Origin of the sequence: uncultured Xanthomonas sp. (genome assembly GCF_964278005.1) — a bacterium.
In the GTDB taxonomy this organism is placed as follows: Bacteria; Pseudomonadota; Gammaproteobacteria; order Xanthomonadales; family Xanthomonadaceae; genus Xanthomonas_A; species Xanthomonas_A sontii.
Map to the genome: position 1 here is coordinate 123,720 of NZ_CAXYKF010000025.1, position 21,159 is coordinate 144,878.

At 71.4% G+C, this 21,159-nt stretch carries 14 protein-coding genes and 2 pseudogenes; 8 read left to right on the forward strand and 8 right to left on the reverse strand.

Annotated elements, in window-relative coordinates; all coding sequences use genetic code 11:
* Nucleotides 1-28: 28 nt before the first annotated feature.
* Nucleotides 29-2,377 carry a YadA family autotransporter adhesin gene (locus ACHWVH_RS18700; protein WP_394687748.1) on the reverse strand — a complete coding sequence of 783 codons (2,349 nt, stop codon included), beginning with the start codon at nucleotides 2,375-2,377 and terminating at the stop codon, nucleotides 29-31.
* A 213-nt stretch (nucleotides 2,378-2,590) separates the two neighbouring features.
* On the opposite strand from ACHWVH_RS18700, the gene ACHWVH_RS18705 reads away from it, so the two are divergent.
* The gene (locus ACHWVH_RS18705) at nucleotides 2,591-3,949 is read left to right on the forward strand and encodes a sensor histidine kinase (protein WP_043095342.1); all 1,359 of its coding nucleotides are present in this window, start codon (nucleotides 2,591-2,593) and stop codon (nucleotides 3,947-3,949) included.
* A gap of 51 nt (nucleotides 3,950-4,000) precedes the next feature.
* On the opposite strand, the gene ACHWVH_RS18710 is transcribed toward ACHWVH_RS18705, so the two are convergent.
* Complete coding sequence (locus ACHWVH_RS18710; protein WP_295924364.1) at nucleotides 4,001-4,711, reverse strand: response regulator transcription factor; 711 nt, start codon at nucleotides 4,709-4,711, stop codon at nucleotides 4,001-4,003.
* Nucleotides 4,712-4,832: 121 nt separating this feature from the next.
* Here ACHWVH_RS18710 and ACHWVH_RS18715 point away from each other — a divergent pair, with 121 nt between their 5' ends.
* On the forward strand, nucleotides 4,833-6,623 hold the full coding sequence (locus ACHWVH_RS18715) for a glycoside hydrolase family 15 protein (protein WP_394687749.1): 1,791 nt from the start codon (nucleotides 4,833-4,835) through the stop codon (nucleotides 6,621-6,623).
* The gene (gene zwf, locus ACHWVH_RS18720; protein ID WP_394687750.1) at nucleotides 6,620-8,404 is read left to right on the forward strand and encodes a glucose-6-phosphate dehydrogenase; all 1,785 of its coding nucleotides are present in this window, start codon (nucleotides 6,620-6,622) and stop codon (nucleotides 8,402-8,404) included. Before ACHWVH_RS18715 ends, zwf begins: the two co-directional genes overlap by 4 nt.
* A gap of 467 nt (nucleotides 8,405-8,871) precedes the next feature.
* Here zwf and ACHWVH_RS18725 read toward each other — a convergent pair whose 3' ends face one another.
* The gene (locus ACHWVH_RS18725; protein WP_295924369.1) at nucleotides 8,872-10,710 is read right to left on the reverse strand and encodes a monovalent cation:proton antiporter-2 (CPA2) family protein; all 1,839 of its coding nucleotides are present in this window, start codon (nucleotides 10,708-10,710) and stop codon (nucleotides 8,872-8,874) included.
* A gap of 479 nt (nucleotides 10,711-11,189) precedes the next feature.
* On the opposite strand from ACHWVH_RS18725, the gene ACHWVH_RS18730 reads away from it, so the two are divergent.
* The 3 genes from ACHWVH_RS18730 (at nucleotide 11,190) to ACHWVH_RS18740 (ending at nucleotide 14,806) form a co-directional block, all read left to right on the forward strand.
* Complete coding sequence (locus tag ACHWVH_RS18730) at nucleotides 11,190-13,886, forward strand: bifunctional acetate--CoA ligase family protein/GNAT family N-acetyltransferase (protein ID WP_295924372.1); 2,697 nt, start codon at nucleotides 11,190-11,192, stop codon at nucleotides 13,884-13,886.
* 13 nt (nucleotides 13,887-13,899) lie between these two features.
* Complete coding sequence (locus ACHWVH_RS18735) at nucleotides 13,900-14,310, forward strand: hypothetical protein (protein ID WP_295924377.1); 411 nt, start codon at nucleotides 13,900-13,902, stop codon at nucleotides 14,308-14,310.
* Between the two features lie 115 nt (nucleotides 14,311-14,425).
* On the forward strand, nucleotides 14,426-14,806 hold the full coding sequence (locus ACHWVH_RS18740; RefSeq protein ID WP_017915215.1) for a VOC family protein: 381 nt from the start codon (nucleotides 14,426-14,428) through the stop codon (nucleotides 14,804-14,806).
* Nucleotides 14,807-14,924: 118 nt separating this feature from the next.
* Here ACHWVH_RS18740 and ACHWVH_RS18745 read toward each other — a convergent pair whose 3' ends face one another.
* On the reverse strand, nucleotides 14,925-16,268 hold the full coding sequence (locus ACHWVH_RS18745; protein WP_394687751.1) for a hypothetical protein: 1,344 nt from the start codon (nucleotides 16,266-16,268) through the stop codon (nucleotides 14,925-14,927).
* 728 nt (nucleotides 16,269-16,996) lie between these two features.
* Between ACHWVH_RS18745 and ACHWVH_RS18750 the strand changes: the two genes are divergently transcribed.
* Both ACHWVH_RS18750 and ACHWVH_RS18755 read left to right on the forward strand, forming a co-directional pair.
* Complete coding sequence (locus tag ACHWVH_RS18750) at nucleotides 16,997-17,545, forward strand: excalibur calcium-binding domain-containing protein (protein ID WP_267123928.1); 549 nt, start codon at nucleotides 16,997-16,999, stop codon at nucleotides 17,543-17,545.
* An 87-nt stretch (nucleotides 17,546-17,632) separates the two neighbouring features.
* Nucleotides 17,633-18,013, forward strand: a complete 381-nt coding sequence (locus tag ACHWVH_RS18755) for a hypothetical protein (protein WP_295918965.1) — start codon at nucleotides 17,633-17,635, stop codon at nucleotides 18,011-18,013.
* 7 nt (nucleotides 18,014-18,020) lie between these two features.
* Here ACHWVH_RS18755 and ACHWVH_RS18760 read toward each other — a convergent pair whose 3' ends face one another.
* The 4 genes and pseudogenes from ACHWVH_RS18760 to ACHWVH_RS18775 form a co-directional block, all read right to left on the reverse strand.
* Complete coding sequence (locus tag ACHWVH_RS18760; RefSeq protein WP_295924388.1) at nucleotides 18,021-18,761, reverse strand: DUF6065 family protein; 741 nt, start codon at nucleotides 18,759-18,761, stop codon at nucleotides 18,021-18,023.
* 82 nt (nucleotides 18,762-18,843) lie between these two features.
* Nucleotides 18,844-19,110: pseudogene (locus ACHWVH_RS18765) on the reverse strand (acetyl-CoA carboxylase biotin carboxyl carrier protein subunit); the annotation flags it as partial.
* 227 nt (nucleotides 19,111-19,337) lie between these two features.
* Nucleotides 19,338-20,853, reverse strand: a pseudogene (locus ACHWVH_RS18770) (acetyl/propionyl/methylcrotonyl-CoA carboxylase subunit alpha); the annotation flags it as partial.
* Between the two features lie 22 nt (nucleotides 20,854-20,875).
* Nucleotides 20,876-21,058 (reverse strand): hypothetical protein, encoded by a 183-nt coding sequence (locus ACHWVH_RS18775; RefSeq protein ID WP_394687752.1) that lies wholly within the window; start codon nucleotides 21,056-21,058, stop codon nucleotides 20,876-20,878.
* Nucleotides 21,059-21,159 lie beyond the last annotated feature (101 nt).

The following is a 21,159-nucleotide window of genomic DNA, read 5'->3' on the forward strand; positions in this document are numbered from 1 at the left end:
ACGGCGGCGCGCGCGGCGCCGCGTGACGTCACAGATCGATGCCCACGCCGATGCCGGCCGAGGACTCGCCGCTGCTGAACGCGCCGCCCAGGCTGAACGAGGCGCGCGCGCCGATCTTGCGGGCATAGCCGACCGACAGCGCCTGCTGCCCGCCCTGGAAGCCGGCGCCGACCGACACGCGCCCGCGCGGGCTCTGCGTGCCGGCGGCGTTGACCGCCATGTTGAGCATCGCCGCGCTCATCGCGCCGAGCCGGTCCATGCGCCGGTCCATGCCGTCGAGGCGATGTTCGGTGTCGGTGCGCAACTGGTTGAAGCTGTCGTCCAGCGCGGTGATGCGGGTGTTGGTGTAGGCGTTGGCGCTGCTCAGGGTGGCGCTGTTGCCGGCGCGCATCTGCGCCACATTGACCGCGTCGGTGTCGGCGCTGCCGGCGGCGACGTTGGCGACCTGGCGTTCGTTGCCGGCGCTGCCCACCGAGACCGTGTTGGCGCGGTTGGCGACCGAGCCCTGGCCCAGCGCCACCGAATTGGCGGCGCTGGCCGAGGCGCCCTGGCCGAGCGCGGTGGCCGAGGCGGCCGAGGCATTGGCGCTCTCGCCGAGCGCGACCGCGTTGGTCGCCACCGCGGCGACGCGGGCGTTGGCGCCGACCGCGGTGCTGCCGTCGGCATTGACCGTGGCGTTGCCGCCGATGGCGGTGTCGTTGGGGCCATAGGCCAGCGCCTGCGCGCCCATCGCCAGGCCGTTGTTGCCGTTGGCGGTGGCCCCGGAACCCACGGCCACGGCATTGGTGCCGGCGCCGGTGCTCGGCGCGCTTGCCGCACCGTCGCCGCCGCCGACGCTGATGCCGCCGGAACCGCCGATGGTGTTCAGGCGGTTGCCGAAGCCGGTCAGGGCGGTGTCGAGCGCGCCCATCGCCGAGCCCAGGTCGGTGTAGTGCGTGCCCTGCACCAGGTAATTGCCGCCGATCAGGTTGCCGTTGGCATCGACCACGCTGCCGGCGCCGAAGGCGGCGGCGACGTTGCGCAACTGCGCCAGGTTGACCGCATCGGTGTCCATGGTGCCGGCGGCCAGGTTGGTGAGCTGGCGCTCGGCGCCCGCCGCACCGATGGACACGGTGTTGTCGCGCTCGGTGACCGATCCGGCGCCCAGCGCCACGCTGCGGTTGGTGACGGTCTGCTTGTCGTTGACGAAATGGGAGTTGCCGACGCGGGCGCCAGGACCGATCGCGACCGAATGGTCGCCGAACACCTCGGCATCCGTGCCGACGGCGATGCTGTCGTAGAACAGGAACGGGGTGTCGCTGGAGAAGAAGTCGCCGTTCCACACCATCGACTTGCCGATGGAGAGGCTGCGGGTGCCGCCGGCCCAGGAGCCGTCGCCGACCGCGGTGGCGCCGACGCCGCCGGCGAACGCCGCCGGGCCGATCGCGGTGCCGTTGTCGTTCTGCGCGTAGGAACTGGCGCCGACCGCCAGGCTGCGGGTGCCCAAGGCGCGCGCGCCATTGCCGAAGGCGCTCGCCCACTCGGCGATGGCCTGGCTCTGCGCGCCCACCGCCACAGCAGCGTACTGGTTGGCGACCGCGGTGGTGCCGACCGCGACGGTGCGGTTCGCGCTGGCCTCGGCCAGGGCGCCGACCGCGGTGGAACTGTAGGCGGTGGCCAGCGCGCCGCCGCCCAGCGCGGTGGACAGCGGGCCGGTGGCCTGGGTGGCCTGCAACTGCGAGCCCTCCGCACCGAAGCCCGGGTTCATCTCCTCACCCACATCGACGATGCCGCCGACCGCGACGCTGGAGCGGTCGCTGGCGATCGCGCCGGCGCCGGCCGCCACGTTGTACTTGCCGCTGGCCTGGGCGCCGGCGCCCAGCGCGGTGGCGGCCACGCCGGTGGCGGAGGTCTGCTGCAGGATCACCACGCCGTTGGGCTGGTAGGAGAAATCCAGGTCGAGCATGCCGCCGATGGCGGTGGTGGAGATCTCGGTGGCCAGGCTGTTGTGACCCACCGCCACCGCGTGGTTGGCGTAGCCGACCGCACCGCCGCCGAGCGCGATGGTGCCGGTGCCGACCGCCGAGGCGGCCTCGCCTGCGGCCAGCGCTTCGTCGCCGTCGGCGTCGGCGCCGGCGTTGCTGTCGGCGCTGCCGGTGGCCTTGAAGTAGACGCTGGGGTCGTAGGTGGTCGCGGCCGGCGTGGCGCTGGCGTCGCTGGCCGTGGCGTCTGTGCCGGTGGCGGGTTGGGTGCTGGCGGCCGTCGTGGCGCTGGTGGTGGGCGTCTGCGCCATCGCCGTCGAAGTCAGGCACAGCGCGCAGGCCAGGGCCAGGGTGCTGTACGCGCGGGGAATCGGATGACCGGCGGCGGTGCCGCGCAGGGAAGAGCATGCGTTCATGGCGATCTCGGGCTGAAAAAACGGCAGGGCAGAAGGTGACGTCGGCGGCGCGTGTGCGCCTCCGCATCGGTCTGGAGTGGTCTGGAAGCAGCGCCGTCGTCCCCGGGCGTGTTCCGTCATGCGAACTTAGGCCCGCCGTCACCGACTTGTCACCTGCAAGTTCTCGCATGATCATCATCGGATTCTCACTGAACGGGAATGGAGCACGGCGGCATGGCGAAGGCGTTCTGGAACTGGCTGGGCCGCGCGCCGCTGGTGGACGAGGTGGATCGGCGCAATGCGCGGGTGATCCAGTTGCTGCTGCTGTTCCTGGCGGTGACCATTCCCGCCACGATCGTGGTGGCGGTGGTGCTGGCCTGGCCGCAGCTGCGCGGGCAGCCGCTGCCGCCGGGCATGCTGATTTCGTTGACCATGAGTCTGCTGATCGGGGTGTGCGCGGCGATCGGCTTCGTGCGCGTGCGCCATGGCGCCCTGCGCGGCGGCGTGCGGCTGCTGCTCGGGGCGATGCTCGGCTCGTTGCTGGTCAACGCCGCCATCCACGGCTTCCAGCGGCAGTTGCCGGATCAACTGGCGCAGATGCTGGTGCTGATCCTGGCCGGCCTGGTGCTGGGGCGCCGCGCGCTGTGGGTCACCTTCGTCGCCTTGCTGCTGATGCTCGGCGTCGGCGTGGGGCGCGACGCCCTGGCCGAACTGGCCGGCGCGCCGGCGCAGGCGCTGTTCAACGTGCTGCCGGTGCTGTTCAGTTACCTGCTGGTGGCGCTGCTGCTGGACCGCACCACCGAGGCGCTGCGCGAGAGCCTGCGCGAATCCAATGCGCGCGGCCAGCGCCTGCAGCAGGAGATGCAGGAACGCGAACGCGCACAGACCCAGCTGATCCACGCGCAGAAACGCGAGATCACCGAGCGCATGGCCAGCGGCCTGGCCCACGACTTCAACAACATCCTGGCGGTGATGTCCGGCTTCGCCGCCGCGCGCCACGACGACGACCTGACCAGCGACGCGCAGCGCATCGCGCAGCTGGAGGACAGCCTGGCGGCGGTGGAGGCATCGGCCGAGCGCGGCATGACCATCGTGCGCCGGCTGCTGCGCTTCAGCCGCCGCGACGCCGAGCATGTCGAACGCTTCGACGCCGCGGCCGCGGTGGAGGCCTTGCAGCCGATGCTGCGGCAGTTGCTGGAAGCGCGGATCGTGCTGCGCTGCGCGCTGCCGGCGGCGCCGGCGCCGATCCGTTTCGAGCGCAGCCAGTTCGACCTGATGCTGCTGAACCTGGCCTCCAACAGCCGCGACGCGATCGCCGACCGCGGCCATTTCGACATCGCCGTGTCCAGCGAGGACGAGGGCACCGTCATCGAGGTCGCCGACGACGGCCACGGCATGCCGGCGGAGGTGGCCGCGCAGGTGTTCGAGCCGTTCTACAGCACCAAGCCCGCCGACAGCGGCACCGGTCTGGGCCTGGCGGTGGTGCGCGACCTGGTGGTGCGCGCCGGCGGCCGGATCCAGGTGCATAGCACGGTGGGCGTGGGCACGCGCTTCCGCATCGTGCTGCCGCACGCCGATGCGGTGGCGATGTAGCGCCTGCCCGGAAGGTCTGTGCGCCGCGGCGCCGCGCGCGCGCGGTGCGCGTCAGCCGGCGGGATCGAAGATGTAGCCCTTGCCGTGCACCGCGGCCAGCGGCAGCGGCTCGCCGCAGCGGCGCTGCACCTTGCTGCGCAGGCGGTGCACCATCGAATCCAGGCGGTGCGCGTCGAAGTCGTACACGCGGTCGGTGAGCGCGGCGATCAAGGCCTCGCGCGCCACCAGCAGGCCCGGTTGCTCGAGCAGGCGCAGGCACAGCCGGCGTTCGCTGCCGGTCAGCGCGGCGGCGGCGCCGGACGGCGACAGCAGGCACCAGCCGTCCTCGCTCACCTGCCAGCGCCCGCGCGCCGGCGCCGCAGGCGGGCGCCCGCTCACGCGCCGCGCCAGGCTGTGCAGGGTCGCGGCCAGCAGGTCGATTTCCACCGGCTTGGACAGATAGGCGTCGGCGCCGCCGGTCAGGCCGCGGATGCGGTCCTCGATCTGGCCCAGACTGGTCAGCATGACGATGCCCAGGTCCGGGTATTGCAGACGCAGCGCGCCGGCCAGGGTGAAGCCGTCGGTGTCGGGCAGGCCGACATCCAGCACCACGATCTCGGCGCCCTCGCGCTGCACCCGCTGCTGCAGTTCCGCGCCGGTGCCGCAGCCGTCGGCGGCGAAGCCGAAACGGCGCAGGCCCGGCACCAGGATGCGATCGCGCAGTATCGGATCGTCCTCCAGGACCAGAGTGCGCAGGGCGGCGGCAGCGGGATCGGAAGTCATGCGCAGCCGCAGTGTAGCCGCAGCCGGCCGCTTGCGCGCGCCTGAACGACGCCGCGCGGCGATTACGCGACGCAAACACCGGCGCTGGCAGACTCGCCGCTCCTCCGCACCGGCGCCCACGATGGCCTCGCGAATCGAAGACTACGCCATGCTCGGCAACTGCCGCAGCGCGGCTCTGGTGGACCGTCGCGGCTCGATCGACTGGCTGTGTCTGCCGCGCTTCGATTCCGATGCCTTGTTCGCCGCCCTGCTCGGCGAACCCGACCACGGCCGCTGGGCGATCGCGCCGCAGGGCGACTTCACCAGCACCCGTGCCTACCGCGACGGTAGCCTGGTGCTGGAGACGCGGTTCGAGACCGACACCGGCGCGGTGGCGCTGCTCGACTTCATGGTCGCCAGTCACGACGAGGTGATGCACAACCACGTGGTGCGGATCGTGCGCGGCCTGCACGGCCGTGTGCCGCTGCGCATGCAGCTGCAGCTGCGCTTCAACTACGGCCGCACCATTCCCTGGGTGTCGCAGATCGAGGGCGGCCTGCAGGCGGTGGCCGGGCCGGACCAGATCGCGCTGCGCAGCCCGCAGGCCATGCACGGCCACGGCTTCGCCACCGAAGCCGAGTTCGTGCTGGAAGCCGGCGAAAGCACCTGGTTCGTGCTCAGCCACGGCGCCTCGCACCTGGAGCTGCCGCCGTTGCTGGCGCCGGAGCAGGCGCTGGCGCAGACCGAAGCGTTCTGGCACGGCTGGTCGCACCGCTGCCTGCATGCCGGCCCGTGGACCGAGGCGGTGCGGCGCTCGCTGGTGGTGCTGAAGGGCCTGAGTTACCTGCCCACCGGCGCCATCGTCGCCGCACCGACCACCTCGCTGCCGGAACGCCTGGGCGGCGAGCGCAACTGGGACTACCGCTTCTGCTGGCTGCGCGATGCGGTGTTCACCCTGACCGCATTGCGCGCGGCCGGCTATTTCGACGAGGCTGCCGCGTTCCATGGCTGGCTGCAGCGCACCGTGGCCGGCTCGCCGGACCAGTTGCAGGCGCTGTACGGCATCGGCGGCGAGCGGCGCATGTCCGAATGGACGGTGGACTGGCTGCCCGGCTACGAGGGCGCCTCGCCGGTGCGCGTGGGCAATGCCGCGGTCGGCCAGTTCCAGCTCGACGTCTATGGCGAGGTGATCGCCGCGTTCCATCGCGGCCACCACGAGGGCATGGCCTCGGCGGTGCATGGCCGCTCGCTGGCGCGGCAGTTGCTGGAGGTGCTGGAGCAGCGCTGGCGCGAGCCGGACGAGGGCATCTGGGAGATCCGCGACAAGCGCCAGCACTTCGTCCACTCCAAGGTGATGGCGTGGCTGGCGTTCGACTGCGGCGCGCGCGACGGCGTCACCGATGCCGACGCGGCGCAACGCGCGCACTGGCGCGCGCTGGCCGACGAGATCCATGCGCAGGTGCTGGCGCAGGGCGTGCACCGCGATGGCTACTTCGTGCAGAGCTACGGCAGCGAGCGGCTGGACGCGGCGACCCTGCTGATCCCGCTGGTCGGCTTCCTGCCGCCGGACGATCCGCGCGTGGCCGCCACCGCCGACGCCATCGCCGAACACCTGAGCATCGACGGCCTGGTCGAGCGCTACCGCGCCGACGACGCCAGCGGCGACGGCCTGCCGGCCGGCGAGGGCACCTTCATCGCCTGCAGTTTCTGGCTGGTGGAGAACTACACGCTGCTCGGCCGCGGCGAGCAGGCGCGCGCGCTGTTCGAGCGCCTGCTCGCGCTGTGCAACGACGTCGGCCTGCTGGCCGAGGAGTACGACCCGCGCAGCGGCCGCATGCTCGGCAATTTCCCGCAGGGCTATTCGCACGTGGCGCTGGTCCACGCGGCGCTGCGCCTGCATGGCTTGATCGGCGAACAGGACACCCATCCATGAGCGATGCCTCCCAGACCACTCCTCCCTGCCTGATCGTGGTGTTCGGCGCCCGCGGCGACCTGACCCGGCGCCTGGTGCTGCCGGCGCTGTACAACCTGCGCCACAGCGGTGCGCTGCCCGAGGAATTCGCGGTCATCGGCGTGGACCACGGCGCGGTCAGCGAAGTGGCGTGGCGGCGCATGCTCGGCGATGCGATGCGCGGGCTGATGGCCGACCGCGACGCAGAGTTCAAGGCCGATGGCCTGGACGAGGAGGTATGGGGCTGGCTGCGTTCGCGCCTGCATTACCTGCGCGGCGACTTCAACGATGCCGGCACCTATCGCAGCCTGGGCGCGCTGCTGGAGAAGATCGGCGCGCAGTACCGCACCGGCGGCAACGTGCTGTTCTATCTGGCCACCGCGGCGCGCTTCTTCGCACCGGTGATCGAGCAACTGGGCGCAGCCGGGCTGGTCAAGCAGAGCCCCAACGGCGGCTGGCGCCGGGTGATCGTGGAGAAGCCGTTCGGCCACGATCTGCAGAGCGCGCGCGAGCTCAACGCCATCGTCGGCCGCGTGCTGGACGAGGACCAGGTGTTCCGCATCGACCATTTCCTCGGCAAGGAGACGGTGCAGAACATCCTCGCGTTCCGCTTCGCCAATGGCCTGTTCGAGCCGGTGTGGAACCGCGACCGCATCGACCACGTGCAGATCACCGCGGCCGAGACCATCGGCGTGGAAGGCCGTGGCGGGTTCTACGATCCCACCGGCTGCCTGCGCGACATGGTGCCCAATCACCTGTTCCAGTTGCTGGCGATGATCGCGATGGAGCCGCCGGCGGCGTTCACCCCGGCGGCGATGCTGCGCCGGCGCGCCGAGGTGATCGAGGCGGTGCGGCCGCTGAGCCCCGCCGACGTGGTGCGCGGCCAGTACGCGGCCGGCGCGATCGGCCGCAACGCGGTGCCCGGCTACCGCGAGGAAGACACCGTGCCGCCGGACTCCAACACCGAGACCTATGTGGCGATGAAGCTGCAGGTGGACACCTGGCGCTGGGCCGGCGTGCCGTTCTACCTGCGCACCGGCAAGCGCCTGCGCGAGCGCACCACCGAGATCGCGATCCGCTTCAAGCCGGCGCCGCTGGCGCCGTTGCGCAGCGCCGAGATCGGCGGCTACGGCCCGGACTGGCTGGTGCTGCACATCCAGCCCGACGAAGGCATCTCGCTGCAGTTCGACGTCAAGCGCCCAGGCGCGCGGGTCAGCCTGGCGCCGGTGCGCATGGACTTCCGCTACCGCGACTGGTTCCCCAAGGAATACACGGTGGGCTACGAACGCCTGCTGCAGGACTGCATGCACGGCGAGGCCGGCCTGTTCCAGGACGCGACCATGGTCGAGGCGGCCTGGACCATCGTGCAGCCGATCCTCGACGCCTGGCAGACCTCGGCCGACGAGACCCCGCAGTACCCGGCCGGCAGTGCCGGCCCGGCCGCGGCCGATGCGCTGCTGGCGCTCAACGGCGGCCACACCTGGCGCACCCTGACCGCCGGGCGTCGCCCGCCGCCGCGGCGCCCGCCGGAAGCCACCGCCACCACCGAGACCCGGCCGGTGACGCCGGCACCGAAGCGTGGCGGGGCCAAGGCGGGCGATGCCTCGGCTTCGGCGAAGCCAGGCAAGTCGACCAAGCGCAAACCTGCCTCGGCACCGGTGAAGACGCCGGCGGCCAGGAAGGTCGCGAAGAAAGTCGCGAAGAAAACCGTCAAGCGCGCGGCCAGCGGCACCGCAGCGAAGCGTTCGTCACGCAAGGGCTGAAGCGATGCCCCGGGCGCCGGCGTGAGCGCCGGTGCTCGGGGAGATGTCTCCATGCCAGCAGGAGCGGCGCAGCGACGGCGGCTGGATCCTGCAGTCGGGGCTGAAGCCCCTCCCACAATGGAAGGTTTGGCGGCGTGCGGACACAGCGCGCTTGCCGAGCATTGGCGTTGGCGAGCCGGCATGCCGTGGGAGCCCACCGCCCCTGTCGTCGCAGCCAGCAAAGGCGTCACCGCCACGGACGCTGTCGACCGTCAGTGTGGGAGGGGCTTCAGCCCCGACGCGACCACGCTCGACTACACGCGCACCACGCAGTGGGCACGTGCCTCGGCCAATCGTCGGCGTCCCCATCGCTATCTGTCGCGCGTGACAACGGCGTACCCACCGTGACCGCGGTTGTCGGCAGCGACGAGCGCACATACGCAGCGCATTCCTGGGACACGGTTGGCCGCGCGGCCAAGCCACCCGCATCAACTGCGATGCTGTCCCGCGCCTGTTGCGCCCGTCGCATCCGCCGGCCCCGCCGTGGGATCGTTGACGTCGGCCTCGAACAGCTTGGTCAGGTCGGCGCGCGCCGCACGCGCGGTCTGCACCACCGCCGCATCGTCGTCGTAGACCAGGTGCTGGGCGCGCAGCAGTTGCGTGTCGTGCTCGCGGAAGCGGGCGATGCGGTCGCGCGCGGTCGCCGCATCCAGGCCCAGGCCGAGCAGCACCTGCTCGCTCAGCTCCAGGCTGGAGGCGAACACTTCGCGGAACGGCTCCGCACCCAGGTCCATCAGTCGCCAGGCGTGCTGGCGGTTGCGTGCGCGCGCCAGCACCTTGGCGGTGGGGTAGAGCCGGCGGATCAGCCGCGTGGTCTTGATGTTGGTCTCCGGGTCGTCCATCGCCACCACGAAAATGCGGATGCCGTCGCTGCCGGCCGCGCGCAGCAGGTCCGGGCGGCTGGGGTCGCCGTAGTAGAGCTGGTTGCCGAATCGGCGCAGGTCCTCCACCGTGTCCGGGTTGTGTTCCAGCGCCACGAACGGGATGCGCTGCGCAGTCAGCAGGCGCGCGACGATCTGGCCGAAGCGGCCCATGCCGGCGATCAGCACCTGCGCGCGCTGCGCATCCACGGTGTCGTACTGCGCGGCCGGCGATGGTGGCTGCTTGCCCTTGCCGGCCTCGCTGCCGCCGAGCAGGCGCTGCATGCCGATCAACAGCAGCGGCGTCAGCGCCATCGACACGCCGACCACCGCGACCAGCCGGTCGTGGGTGGCGTCGTCGAGCAGGCGCACGCGCTGCGCCTCGGTGAACACCACGAAGGCGAACTCGCCGCCCAGCCACAGCAGGCTGCCCAGCAGCAGCGCACTGCGCCAGGGCAGGCGCAGCACGCGGCCGATGCCGGCCAGCAGCGCGAACTTGACCAGCAGCAGCGTGGCCACCGCCCCGGCGATCAGCCACGGCTCGGCGACGATGCGGTCCAGGTCGATGCCCATGCCCACGGCGATGAAGAACACGCCCAGCAGCAGGCCCTGGAACGGCTCGATCTGCGCCTCCAGTTCGTGGCGGAACTCCGAATCGGCCAGCAGCACGCCGGCCAGGAACGCTCCCAGGCTGGGGCTGAGCCCGGCCTTCTGCAGGAACCAGGCGTTGCCCAGCACCACCAGCAGCGCGCTGGCGGTGAACACCTCGGGCATGCGCGTGCGCGCCACCGTGCGGAACAGGTGGCGCAGCACCAAGCGCCCGCACAGCACCACCAGCGCCAGCGCGCCCAGCGCCTGGCCCACTTCCGTCCAGGTCAGGGTGTCGTTCTTGGCGCCGCCGAGCAGCGGCACCGCGGCCAACAGCGGGATCGCGATCAGGTCCTGGAACAGCAGGATGGCGAAGCCGAGCCGGCCGTAGTCGCTGTTGAGCGCCTTGCGCTCGGCCAGCAGTTGCAGGCCCACCGCGGTGGAGGACAGCGCCAGCGCCAGGCCGATCACCAGCGCGCTCTTCCAGTTCAGGCCCATGCACAGCGCCAGCGCGCCCAGCGGCAGCGCGGTGAGCGCGACCTGGGCGCTGCCGGCACCGAACACCGCATGCCGCATCACCTTCAAGCGCGCCGGCGACAGTTCCAGGCCGATCAGGAACAGCAGCATCACCACGCCGATCTCGGCGGCGTTGAGGATGCGCTCGGTGTCCTGCACGAAGCCCAGCCCGTCCGGCCCCAGCACCACACCCGCGGCCAGGTAGGCCAGTACCGCGCCCAGGCCCAGGCGCTTGAACACCGGCACCGCGATCACCGCGGCCAGCAGCAGCACCAGCGCCAGTTCCAGGCCGCCGCTATGCACGAGTCGTCTCCATCGCCGCATTATGCGGCCGCCAATGCGACCGGGTGCTGACCCGGGCTGTGCCTGCGGGCTCCGATGGACATGGCGGATCCGCGAAGGATCGGCGGTGGGCAGCCGTCTGTCGCGGTCTTTCTGCGGGGATGGCGGCGCCGCCTGCCCTGCGCACCCGGTGTGCGCCGCCGCCTGGTCTCTGTGGCCTGGTCGGGTCGGGGCTGAAGCCCCTCCCACACCGGGAAGTCCAGCGATGGTCCGTGTCGTTCCGGATTCCGCTCAAGCGCGCGTGCGCGCGTAACGGGCTGCCGACCCAAGCTCCCTGTGGGAGGGGCTTCAGCCCCGACACGCGGAGGCCGGAATCTCGCCAGCGCAGCTGTCGCCGGATGCGCGGCATCGCCGTCAACGCCGCAGCGCGCGACCCGGATCATCCCCGCGCCGCGGCCAGCCGTGTACCGTTAGCGCATTCGCTCGCCTCTGCCGCCGCCATGAGCACCTATCACCTGCAGTCCGTGTTCCGCCCCGCCTCGGTCGCCATCGTCGGCGGCAGCCCGCGCGAGCGTTCGGCCGGGCGGGCGGTGGTGCGCAGCCTGCGCGCGGCCGGGTTTCCCGGGCAGATCGGCTGGGTCAGCCCGCGCTACCGCGAGATCGACGGCGTGCCCACGGTGCGCCGGCTCACCGACCTGCCCTGGGTGCCGGACCTGGTGGTGATCACCGCGCCGGCGCGGATGGTGCCGCGCATCGTGTCGATCGCCGCCCGGCGTGGCGTCGCCGCGGCGATCATCCTCACCGCCGGGCTCGGCAGTGGGCCGGGGTCGGCCGCGGCGCGGGTGGAGAGCGCCGCACGGGCGAAGGGCCTGCGCATCCTCGGCCCACACTGCCTGGGCGTGATCGCGCCGCATGCGCGGCTCAACGCCAGCATCGCCGCGCACTGCCCGCAGCCGGGCGACCTGGCGCTGATCTCCGAATCCAGCGCCATCGCCGCGGCGCTGGTGGAATGGGGCGTGGCGCGTGCGGTCGGCTTCTCGGCGGTGGTGTCGCTGGGCGACGCGCTGGACGTGGACTTCGCCGACCTGCTCGACTACTTCGCCACCGACTACCGCACCCGCGCGATCCTGCTCTACGTCGAGCACATCCGCGACGCGCGCAAGTTCATGTCCGCCGCGCGCGCCGCCGCCCGCGCCAAGCCGGTGGTGGTGGTGAAGTCGGGCCGTCAACTGCGCATCGATCCCAACGCCGACACCCACGTGCAGGCGCTGGCCAGTTCCGATGCGGTGTACGGCGCCGCGTTCGCCCGCGCCGGCCTGCTGCGGGTGCGCGCGCTGGACGAACTGTTCGCCGCGGCGGAGACGCTGGGCCGGCTCAGCACCTTCCCCGGCCGGCGCCTGGCCATCCTCAGCAACGGTGGCGGCGTCGGCCGCCTGGCGGTGGATACGCTGGCCGATCTCGGCGGCACCCTGGCGGCGCTGTCGGCGCCCATTCAGCAGCAACTGGACGCGGCGCTGCCGCAGGAATGGTCGCATCGCAATCCGGTGGACATCGTGGTGGACGCCGACGGCGAACGCTACGCCGCCGCCGCCGGTGCGCTGCTGGAGGATCCGGAGAACGATGCGGTGCTGGTGGTCAACGTGCCCACCGCGTTCACTTCCTCGGCCGAGGCGGCGCAGGCGCTGACCCGCATCCTCGGCCAGCGCCCGCGCCACCACCGCGACAAGCCGGTGTTCGCGGTGTGGCTGGGCAACGACGAGAGCGCCACCGCCACGCTCAACGCCGCGCGCATCCCCACCTACGCCACCGAGGCGGACGCGGTGCGCGGCTTCATGCACCTGGTGCGCTACCGCGAAGCGCAGGCGGCACTGATGGAAACGCCGCCGAGCCTGCCCGACGATTTCGCCTTCGACGCCGCCGCCGCGCGCGGCATCGTCGACGCCGCGCTGGCCGCCGGGCAGACCTGGCTGGACCCGCTGGCGACCACGCGGCTGCTGGCCGCCTACGGCATCCCCACCGCGCCGGTGGCGCACGCCGCCGATGCCGAGGCCGCGGCGCAGGTGGCCGCGCCGATGCTGGCGCAAGGCTCGGCGGTGGCGGTGAAGATCCATTCGGCCGACATCCCGCACAAGTCCGACGTGGACGGCGTGCGCCTCAACCTGGTCAGCGTGGAGGCGGTGCGGGATGCGGCCGAGGGCATCCTCGCCCGCGCGCGTGCCGCGCGGCCGGACGCGCGCATCGACGGCGTGCTGGTGCAGCCCTCGCTGCTGCGGCCGAAGGCGCGCGAACTGATCGCCGGCATCGCCGACGATCCGACCTTCGGCCCGGTGATCGTGTTCGGCCGCGGCGGCACCGCGGTGGAGGTGATCGACGACAAGGCGCTGGCGCTGCCGCCGCTGGACCTGCGCCTGGCCCACGAACTGATCGGCCGCACCCGCGTCAGCCGCATCCTCAAGGCCTACCGCGACGTGCCGGCGGCCGACGAGCGTGCGGTGGCGATGGTGCTGGTCAAGCTGGCGCAACTGGCCGCCGATCTGCCGGAGATCCGCGAACTGGACATCAATCCGCTGCTGGCCGACCGCGACGGGGTGATCGCGGTCGACGCGCGGGTGGCGGTGGCGCCGTCGCGGCGCCTGCACAAGGGCCGCGGCCATCCGCGCTTCGCGATCTTCCCGTATCCCAAGGAGTGGGAACGGCGCATCGTGCTCAACGACGGCAGCGCCGCGTTCGTGCGCCCGGTGCGGCCGGAGGACGACGCGCTGTTCCGCAGCTTCTTCGCCCGCGTCACCGACGAAGACCTGCGCCTGCGCTTCTTCCAGGCGGTGAAGCATTTCAGTCACGAATTCATCGCGCGCCTGACCCAGCTCGACTACGCGCGCTCGATCGCGCTGGTGGCGATCGAGCCGCGCAGCGGCGACATGCTCGGCGCGGTGCGCCTGCATGCCGACGCCGATTACGACCGCGGCGAGTACGGCATCCTGATCCGCTCCGACCTCAAGGGCCACGGCATCGGCTGGCAGCTGATGCGGATCATGATCGAGTACGCCGGCTGGCTTGGCCTCAAGGTGGTCGAAGGCCAGGTGTTGCGCGAGAATCGCACCATGCTGGCGATGTGCCGGCAGCTCGGTTTCAAGGCCACGCCGGATCCGGACGACGCCACGCTGATGGACGTGGTGTTGCCGGTGGCGCAGCACTGAGGACGGCGCCGCGATGTCGACGTTCTCGCCCAGCGAACTGAAGCCGCGCCACGCGATCCTGTCCGGCCTCCCGGGCGCCGCCTCGCTGGAGATCCTGCTGCGCCCGTTCCTGCACGCCGGTGAGATCGTGGACACCGCGATCCGCCTGGACGGCATCGCGCTGCCGTCGCTCAGGCTCGGCGAGCTGGCCGGCCAGCGCTTCGACTTCCCGCGCAACCCGCAGGACGGCTACATCGACGGCTCGCTGTATGTGGCCGGCGCGCACCACCCGGTCGATGTCGACACGCTGACCTTCAACCTCTCGCGCGACGGGCAACTGACGCTCGTGGCCAGGGGCGTGTATGCGTTCGATGTCGAAGGCCTGGACGACCTGGGCACGGTCCCCTTTACCCTGGCCGCGCGGCTCAGCACGTGCGCGCTGTGAGCGCGGCTGTACGCCCGCGGCGCACTGGCTTCCCGGCATCACCGCACGTTGCATGAGGCGCTTCACCACCGCACACGTCGACCTGCCTGCGACACTCGACCCTCGGGAGTTCTTCATGTCGTTCAAGCCAGAGCGCTACACCTCGGTCTCGCCGTATCTCATTGTCGATGGTGCGCAGCGGACCATCGCGTTCCTGGTCGCGGTGTTCGACGCCGAACCCTTGCGGCAGATTCCCGGCGAGGGTGGCCTGCTCGCCCACGGCGAGGTGCGCATCGACGACACCGTGGTGATGTTCTGCGATGCGGTCGAGGGCTGGCCGGCGGTGCCGGCGCATGTGCACGTCTACGTGCGCGATGTGGATGCGACCTACCAGCGTGCACTGGCTGCCGGTGCCACGGCGGTGCAGGCGCCGGTGCAGAAGGACGATCCGGACCGGCGTGGCGGCTTCCGCGACGCCGGTGGCACGACCTGGTGGGTCGGCCAGCAGATCGGTTGAGCGAGCGTAGGCGGCAGCACGTCTGACGCCGCTCATTCCTGCGCCTTGCGCCGCACTCGGCACAGGCCGTGCCTGCCGGTGCCATCGGACGGCACGCGGCAGGCACGGCGTTGCGGTGCTACTCCAGCTCCTGGTTGCTCACCCCGCGCTCGACCGGGTAAACGGTCGGCGGCGGCGTGGTGGAGCGCATCAGCTTCAGCGAGGTCTTGCTCTGCTCGCACAGGTTGCCGCCGCTGACGAACACGCCGTCCTGGGTGCACTTCCAGTCGTAGAAGTTGGCGATGCCGCCGGCCAACTGCAGGCTGTAGTCGGTGCTCTTGGCCGCCGCGTCGAACGGTTGCCCGGCGGGGACGTTCTGGAACCAGCGCATCCATTCCTTGGAGCCGACCGGCGGCACCTTGTCCGGCGCCTGGAAGGTCGGGTTCATCGGCGAGAGCTGCGGCGATTCGGCGGTCATGTGGCAGCTCATGCAGGAGCTGATCGGATTGTCCACCGGGCCGTTGAGGCGGCCGTTCCAGCCCAGGTGGGTCGGCGGCAGTTCCGGCTTGGCGTTGATCGCCGACTGCAGGATGCGCGGATTGATCCGGGTCTGGGTCGGCTGCTTGTTGGTGTAGTCGTCGCCGGTGTTCTGCGGATCGTTGCCGAACATCACGCCCACCGGCACCAGGTTCTGCCAGCCGGGCTTGCCGCTGACCGCGCCGTTGTACTGGAAGGTGCCGAAGATCCAGCCGGTGCCGGGGACGCGGCTGTCGCGCACGGCGAAATCCATCTGGATCAGCGCCACCTGCTTGAACGCGCGGTCGGCGGACTTGAAGCTGTTGGTGACCCAGGCGTTCCACAGCACCGGGTTCTGCAGGAACGGCACCTGGCTCAGGTCCACGTCGGCGAACAGCGCCTTGCACACCACGGTGCCGTCGCGGAAGGTGTTGGGCTTGGTGGTGAAGCTCGGATCCGGGTTCTGCGGATCCTTCCACACCTGGCCGAAGGTGTAGGCGCCGATATCGTTGTAGATGCCGACCGCGAAGGTCTGGCCGGTGGTGAGCTGGGTCGGCGCCAGTTGCTTGACCTGGATCTGCGCTTCCTTGGTCAGCCCGTGCACGCCTTCGCGTCCGAGCGGGCCGTAGTGCTGCCAGGGCGCGTGGTACCAGCGCCGCACCTTGTTGTTCTGCACGTACCAGTCGCTTTCGACGTTGCCTTCCAGGCAGTAGGCCTTCACGGCATCGGCGTAGCCGCGCCAGGCTTCGAAGTTGTTGCTCAGCGGCTTGGGCAGCTTCTGGAAGAACGCCGGCAACGGGCCGCTGGGCGGTTGCTGCGGATAGTCCTGGCTGAGCTGGAACAGCGGCCCCTTGTACGTAGAGGGCGGCGCGTAGCCGAAATCCGGAAAGCGCCCGGCGGAGGCGGCGCCGCTGGCAAGGGTCAGCACGGTGGCGATGGCGAGAATGCGCGGATGAGGCAGTTGCATGATGGACCTCCGGTCGTGTGCGTCGGTGCGTGCGGGCGATGCCGCGTCCTGTGTCCGGACAACCCCTGGCCCCGGACCGGCCGCACGCCCGCGCTGCTGCGCGGCCGCGGTGAAAGGGTTCCCGTCGCGCCAGGGCCGCGCGCAGGCACGGGCGTACGCATCCGCCTGCGCGCGCAGACGAAGCGAGAGACGCGATGGGAAGTGCAGCATCCTCCGCCACCGTGGAGACGCGGCGGCGCTGCTGTGGATGCGTGAAACGGCCTAGCGGACCGAAGACATGTCCATGTCGCTCTCCTGACCCCGTGTGGAAGGCAACTGCGTTGAAGACGGTTGTCGCGTCGAGCGTGGGGGAAACGCGCGGGCCCGGCAGGGCAGCATCGGGGGACGAATGCTGCGGGGGCGGCGCCCTGCGGCGGCCGCGATGCCGGGTTGCGCGTCGATCGCCAACCGCGCGTGGGAGCGGGCGTCGGCGTTGCTCGACGCTTCGGACTCTAGCGAGCGCCGCGCCGCCGGTGGTAGACAGTTGCGACCGCCGGCGTCGCCGCGGCGCGTGGCTGACCGGCCGTCGCGCGACCGCGCCTGCAGCAGGTGGCCGGTCGGCACGCAGGCCACAGCCATGGCATGCTGCACGCGGGGCCGCGCCTGGCGGGAGCAGGCGCGGTGGGGACGGTGGACGCACCGGGCACGGCGGCGTCCACCGCGGCGATGCACTTTCTTGCGGTGACGCCATGCGCACGCACGGGACCTTGATTCAGTGGAGCGAGGAGCGCGGCTGCGGCCGGGTGCGCCTTGCCCATCGTGAGACCGAAGCCGAGGTGCAACGCGCGGCGTTTCCTGCCGACGGCGTTCCCCCGCGGGTGGGCGAACTGATCTCCTTCGACCTGGAGCACGACGCGCAGGGACGGCCGCGGGCCATGCGGGTGATGCGTCCCGGTCGGGCACCGGCATCGCCCGCGCGTGCGGCACCGCGTCCGCGTCGCGGTCTCTGGCTCGGCGTGCTGATGCTGCTGGCGGTGCTCGCGATCGCGGCCTACGCGGCGCTGCGCTTCGTGGCGGCACCGCAGGCAAGCCCTGCGGCACCCTCGGCGCCGGTGTCGTCAGCGCCCACCGCGCCCACGACGGCGCCTGCCTTCCACTGCGACGGCCGCACGCACTGCGCGCAGATGACCTCGTGCGACGAAGCGGTGTACTTCCTGCAGCACTGCCCGGGTGTGGAGATGGACGGCAACCACGACGGCGTGCCGTGCGAACGGCAGTGGTGCCGATCTTCGCGTTGAGCGTCTGCAGCCGCGTGGGCAACGCGGGGTCTTGACCGGGCCGTGATCCGCACTCCGTTACGGTCGCCGATTGCCTGCAGGTGACGCATGACCGAGCCACGTCTTTCCTCCGCCAAGACCCGCGCCCTGTCGCTGGGTCTGTTTGCCTTCGTCGCGGTCTTCGCCGCCATCGTCTGGTCGCTGTTGCGCCCGTACGGTTCGGTGTACTTCTTCCCGGTGCATTTCCTGGTCGGGCTGGGCCTGCCGTTCCTGTTCTACGCGCTGGGCGCCAACCGCGCCGCGTTCCTCGCCGGGCTGGGGCTGACCGTGATCGTCCTGGTGCTGTTCAACCTGTGGGGCGACCAGGTCGGTGGGATCGGTCCGCGCGTGTTTGACTGGGCGCATGCCGTGGCCGGGATCCTGGGCATGCTGCTGGCCTACGGCGTGTTCCGCCTGTCCACCCGTGTGCGCCAGCGCCACGTGTGCTGAGCGGTCCTCACTCCGCGTCGTCGCTGCGGGTGAACGGCGCCAGCCGCAGTTTCACCCGGTGCTCCACGCCGGCCGGGCACTGCCCCGGCGCCGGTCCGCGGAAATAGCTGCGCTGCCAGCCTTCGCGGCTGGCGTCGGAATCGGGCTGCTCCAGGTCGTGCAGGAACTGGCCACGGCTGCGCATCCACGCCTGGTGCTCGCGCTCCAGCTCCGGCGTCTGCGACAACGGCTGCCAGCGCGGCTGGGTCTCGGCCAGCACCCGCCGCTGCACCGGGAAGAAGTGGCAGAACGGCTCGCCGGCCTCGAACCGGACCCGGCCGGGCCGGGTGAACTGCCAGTTCATGGTGAAGGTGTACGGACTCCAGTCGGTCTCGATCAGCCCGGTGAGCCCGGCGATGCCGTCCTTGGGCCGATTCACCGGCGCGGTGACGTACAGGTCCACGCCGGCCTCGGTGCGGAACAGGCACGGCACGTGGAAGGTGAGCACGCCGTAGCCGAAGTGGCTGACCGCCGGCGCGTGCGTCCCAGGTGCCGGCTGCACGCGCAGGTCGTCGAGCGCGTTGCCGCCGTTCCACTCGGCCTCGAACGCGCTCTGGCACAGCAGTTCCCAGCCATGCGCGTTGGCGATGTCCAGTGGCAAGCAGCGGTAGGCGTAGCGCTCGGCGGTCTGGTCCATCCACGGCCGCTCGCGCGGCGCAGGGCGCACGTCGAGGGTGTGGCCGTCGAGAACGTGGGCGGTGAGTTTCATGGCGCGTGCAGGACGATGGACCAGCGCCGAGTGTGACGCCAAGCCGCGGCCTTGGCGACCGCGGCTTGGCGGTCGGCGACGCTCAGGCCGCTTCGAAGTCCAGCAGCGCCACGCCGTCGCCGACCAGCTCGCCCTCGCGTACGCGAAAGCTCTGCACGGTGCCGTCGGCCGGTGCCTGCAGGGTGTGCTCCATCTTCATCGCCTCCAGCACCAGCAGCGGCGTGCCGCGGCGCACCTGGGTGCCGGGCGCGACCAGCAGGGCGACGATGCGCCCCGGCATCGGCGCGGTCAGGCCGCCGCCTTCCACCGCCGGCTGGTCGGCCTCGGCGACCGGGTCGTGGCGTTCGAACAGGTAGCCGTGGCCGTCGACGAACAGGTGCAGCTGCGTGCCGGCGAACACCGCATCGGCCTGCACCCGCTGTGTGCCGAGAAACGCGGACAGGCGCCCGTCGCGCAACTGGCCGCTCGCCTCGAGCGCGTCCTGCGCCGGCGCGGCGTGGATCCGCCAGCCGCCGGCCTGCGCGGTCAGCTGCAACGTGCGTTGCGTTTCGCCGTGCTGCAGGGTCAGCGCACGCGGCGCCGGCGCGCCCAGCCGCCAGCCGTCGCGCAGATCCCACGGCGAGTGCGGATCGGCAGTCTGCGCCGCCGGCGCGTGCTCGTGCAGTTGCCAGGCCAGCGCCGCCAGGCTCCACAGCGCATCGGTGGTCGGGGCTGGGGTGTCGAACAGCGCCGCGTGCTCGCGCTCGATCAGCGCGGTGTCCAGGTCCGCCTGCGCGAACGCGCTGGTGCCGACCAGGCGCTGCAGGAACGCGGCATTGGTCGACACGCCGACCACCTGGCAGGCGGCCAGCGCCGCCTGCATGCGCCGCAGTGCGCGCTCGCGGGTCACGTCCCAGACGATCAGCTTGGCGATCATCGGATCGTAGTGCGGGCCGATCACATCGCCCTGTTCGACGCCGGCATCGACCCGCGTATGCGCGTCGGCGGCGGGCAGGCGCAGATGCTGCAGCGTGCCGATCGAGGGCAGGAACCCGCGCGCCGGGTCTTCGGCGTACAGCCGCGCTTCCAGCGCATGGCCGTGGATCGCCAGTTCGTGCTGGCGCTGCGGCAGCGGCTGCCCGGCGGCCACGCGCAACTGCCACTCCACCAGGTCGGTGCCGGTGATGCACTCGGTGACCGGATGCTCCACCTGCAGGCGGGTGTTCATTTCCATGAAGTAGAACGCGCCGTCGGGCGCGACGATGAACTCCACGGTGCCGGCGCCGACGTAGCCGACCGCGCGCGCGGCCTCCACCGCGGCCTGGCCCATCGCCGCACGCCGCGTCGCGTCCATGCCTGGCGCGGGGGCTTCCTCCAGCACCTTCTGGTGGCGGCGTTGCACCGAGCAGTCGCGTTCGAACAGGTAGACCAGTTCGCCGTGCGTGTCGCCGAACACCTGGATCTCGATGTGCCGCGGCCGCAGCACGTACTTCTCCACCAGGACGTGCGCATTGCCGAACGCGGCCTGCGCCTCGCGCTGGCAGGCGGCGAGCGCGGCGGCAAAGTCCTCATCGCGATCGACCCGACGCATGCCCTTGCCGCCACCACCGGCGCTGGCCTTGATCAGCACCGGGTAGCCGATGGCCGCGGCCTGTGCGCGCAGGAAATCCGGATCTTGCTGCTCGCCGTGGTAACCCGGCGTCAGCGGCACCCCGGCGGCCTGCATCAGCGCCTTGGCCGCGCTCTTGTCGCCCATCGCGCGGATCGCCGCTGGCGGCGGTCCGATGAACACCAGCCCGCGCGCGGCGCAGGCTTCGGCGAACTCGGCGTTCTCGGACAGGAAGCCGTACCCGGGATGGATGGCCTGCGCGCCGCTGCGTTGCGCGGCCTCGAGGATGCGCTCGCCGCGCAGGTAGCTCTCGCGCGCCGGCGCGGCGCCGATGTACACGGCCTCGTCGGCCAGGCGCACGTGGCGCGCGTCGCGATCGGCATCGGAATACACGGCCACGGTGGCGATGCCGAGCTTGCGGCAGGTGGCGATCACCCGGCAGGCGATCTCGCCGCGATTGGCGATGAGGATCTTGTCGAAGGTCGGCAGGTCGGGGGTGGCCATGGTCGGGTGCCTGGAAATGAGGTCAGGGGTACTGCGGTCGCTGAGCGAGCAGTTGCGCGAAACGCACGCAGTTGTGCGGGATGCTCCGGCCGTTGCCGTTGCCGTTGCCGTTGCCGTTGCCGTTGCCGTTGCCGTTGCTTGGCTCTGGCCTTGGCTGTCGCTTTGGCTTTTGATTTACCGGGTTCCCTTCCGAAGCGGCGGCCATCGCGGGGAAACACCCGAAGGGCGGCGTACATGGATGTACGCCGTCCGCGGCAGGGGCAGGATGCCCCTTCCGCGGATCCCCGTGATGGACGCGGACCCGGA

Bases quoted from the DNA above. Each gene is read 5' to 3' on its own strand.
- ACHWVH_RS18735 (WP_295924377.1), top strand. From the start codon at position 13,900: ATGTCGACGTTCTCGCCCAGCGAACTGAAGCCGCGCCACGCGATCCTG.
- zwf (WP_394687750.1), top strand. From the start codon at position 6,620: ATGAGCGATGCCTCCCAGACCACTCCTCCCTGCCTGATCGTGGTGTTC.
- ACHWVH_RS18700 (WP_394687748.1), bottom strand. From the start codon at position 2,377: ATGAACGCATGCTCTTCCCTGCGCGGCACCGCCGCCGGTCATCCGATT.
- ACHWVH_RS18750 (WP_267123928.1), top strand. From the start codon at position 16,997: ATGCGCACGCACGGGACCTTGATTCAGTGGAGCGAGGAGCGCGGCTGC.
- ACHWVH_RS18710 (WP_295924364.1), bottom strand. From the start codon at position 4,711: ATGACTTCCGATCCCGCTGCCGCCGCCCTGCGCACTCTGGTCCTGGAG.
- ACHWVH_RS18740 (WP_017915215.1), top strand. From the start codon at position 14,426: ATGTCGTTCAAGCCAGAGCGCTACACCTCGGTCTCGCCGTATCTCATT.
- ACHWVH_RS18730 (WP_295924372.1), top strand. From the start codon at position 11,190: ATGAGCACCTATCACCTGCAGTCCGTGTTCCGCCCCGCCTCGGTCGCC.
- ACHWVH_RS18760 (WP_295924388.1), bottom strand. From the start codon at position 18,761: ATGAAACTCACCGCCCACGTTCTCGACGGCCACACCCTCGACGTGCGC.
- ACHWVH_RS18755 (WP_295918965.1), top strand. From the start codon at position 17,633: ATGACCGAGCCACGTCTTTCCTCCGCCAAGACCCGCGCCCTGTCGCTG.
- ACHWVH_RS18715 (WP_394687749.1), top strand. From the start codon at position 4,833: ATGGCCTCGCGAATCGAAGACTACGCCATGCTCGGCAACTGCCGCAGC.
- ACHWVH_RS18745 (WP_394687751.1), bottom strand. From the start codon at position 16,268: ATGCAACTGCCTCATCCGCGCATTCTCGCCATCGCCACCGTGCTGACC.
- ACHWVH_RS18705 (WP_043095342.1), top strand. From the start codon at position 2,591: ATGGCGAAGGCGTTCTGGAACTGGCTGGGCCGCGCGCCGCTGGTGGAC.
- ACHWVH_RS18775 (WP_394687752.1), bottom strand. From the start codon at position 21,058: ATGGCCGCCGCTTCGGAAGGGAACCCGGTAAATCAAAAGCCAAAGCGA.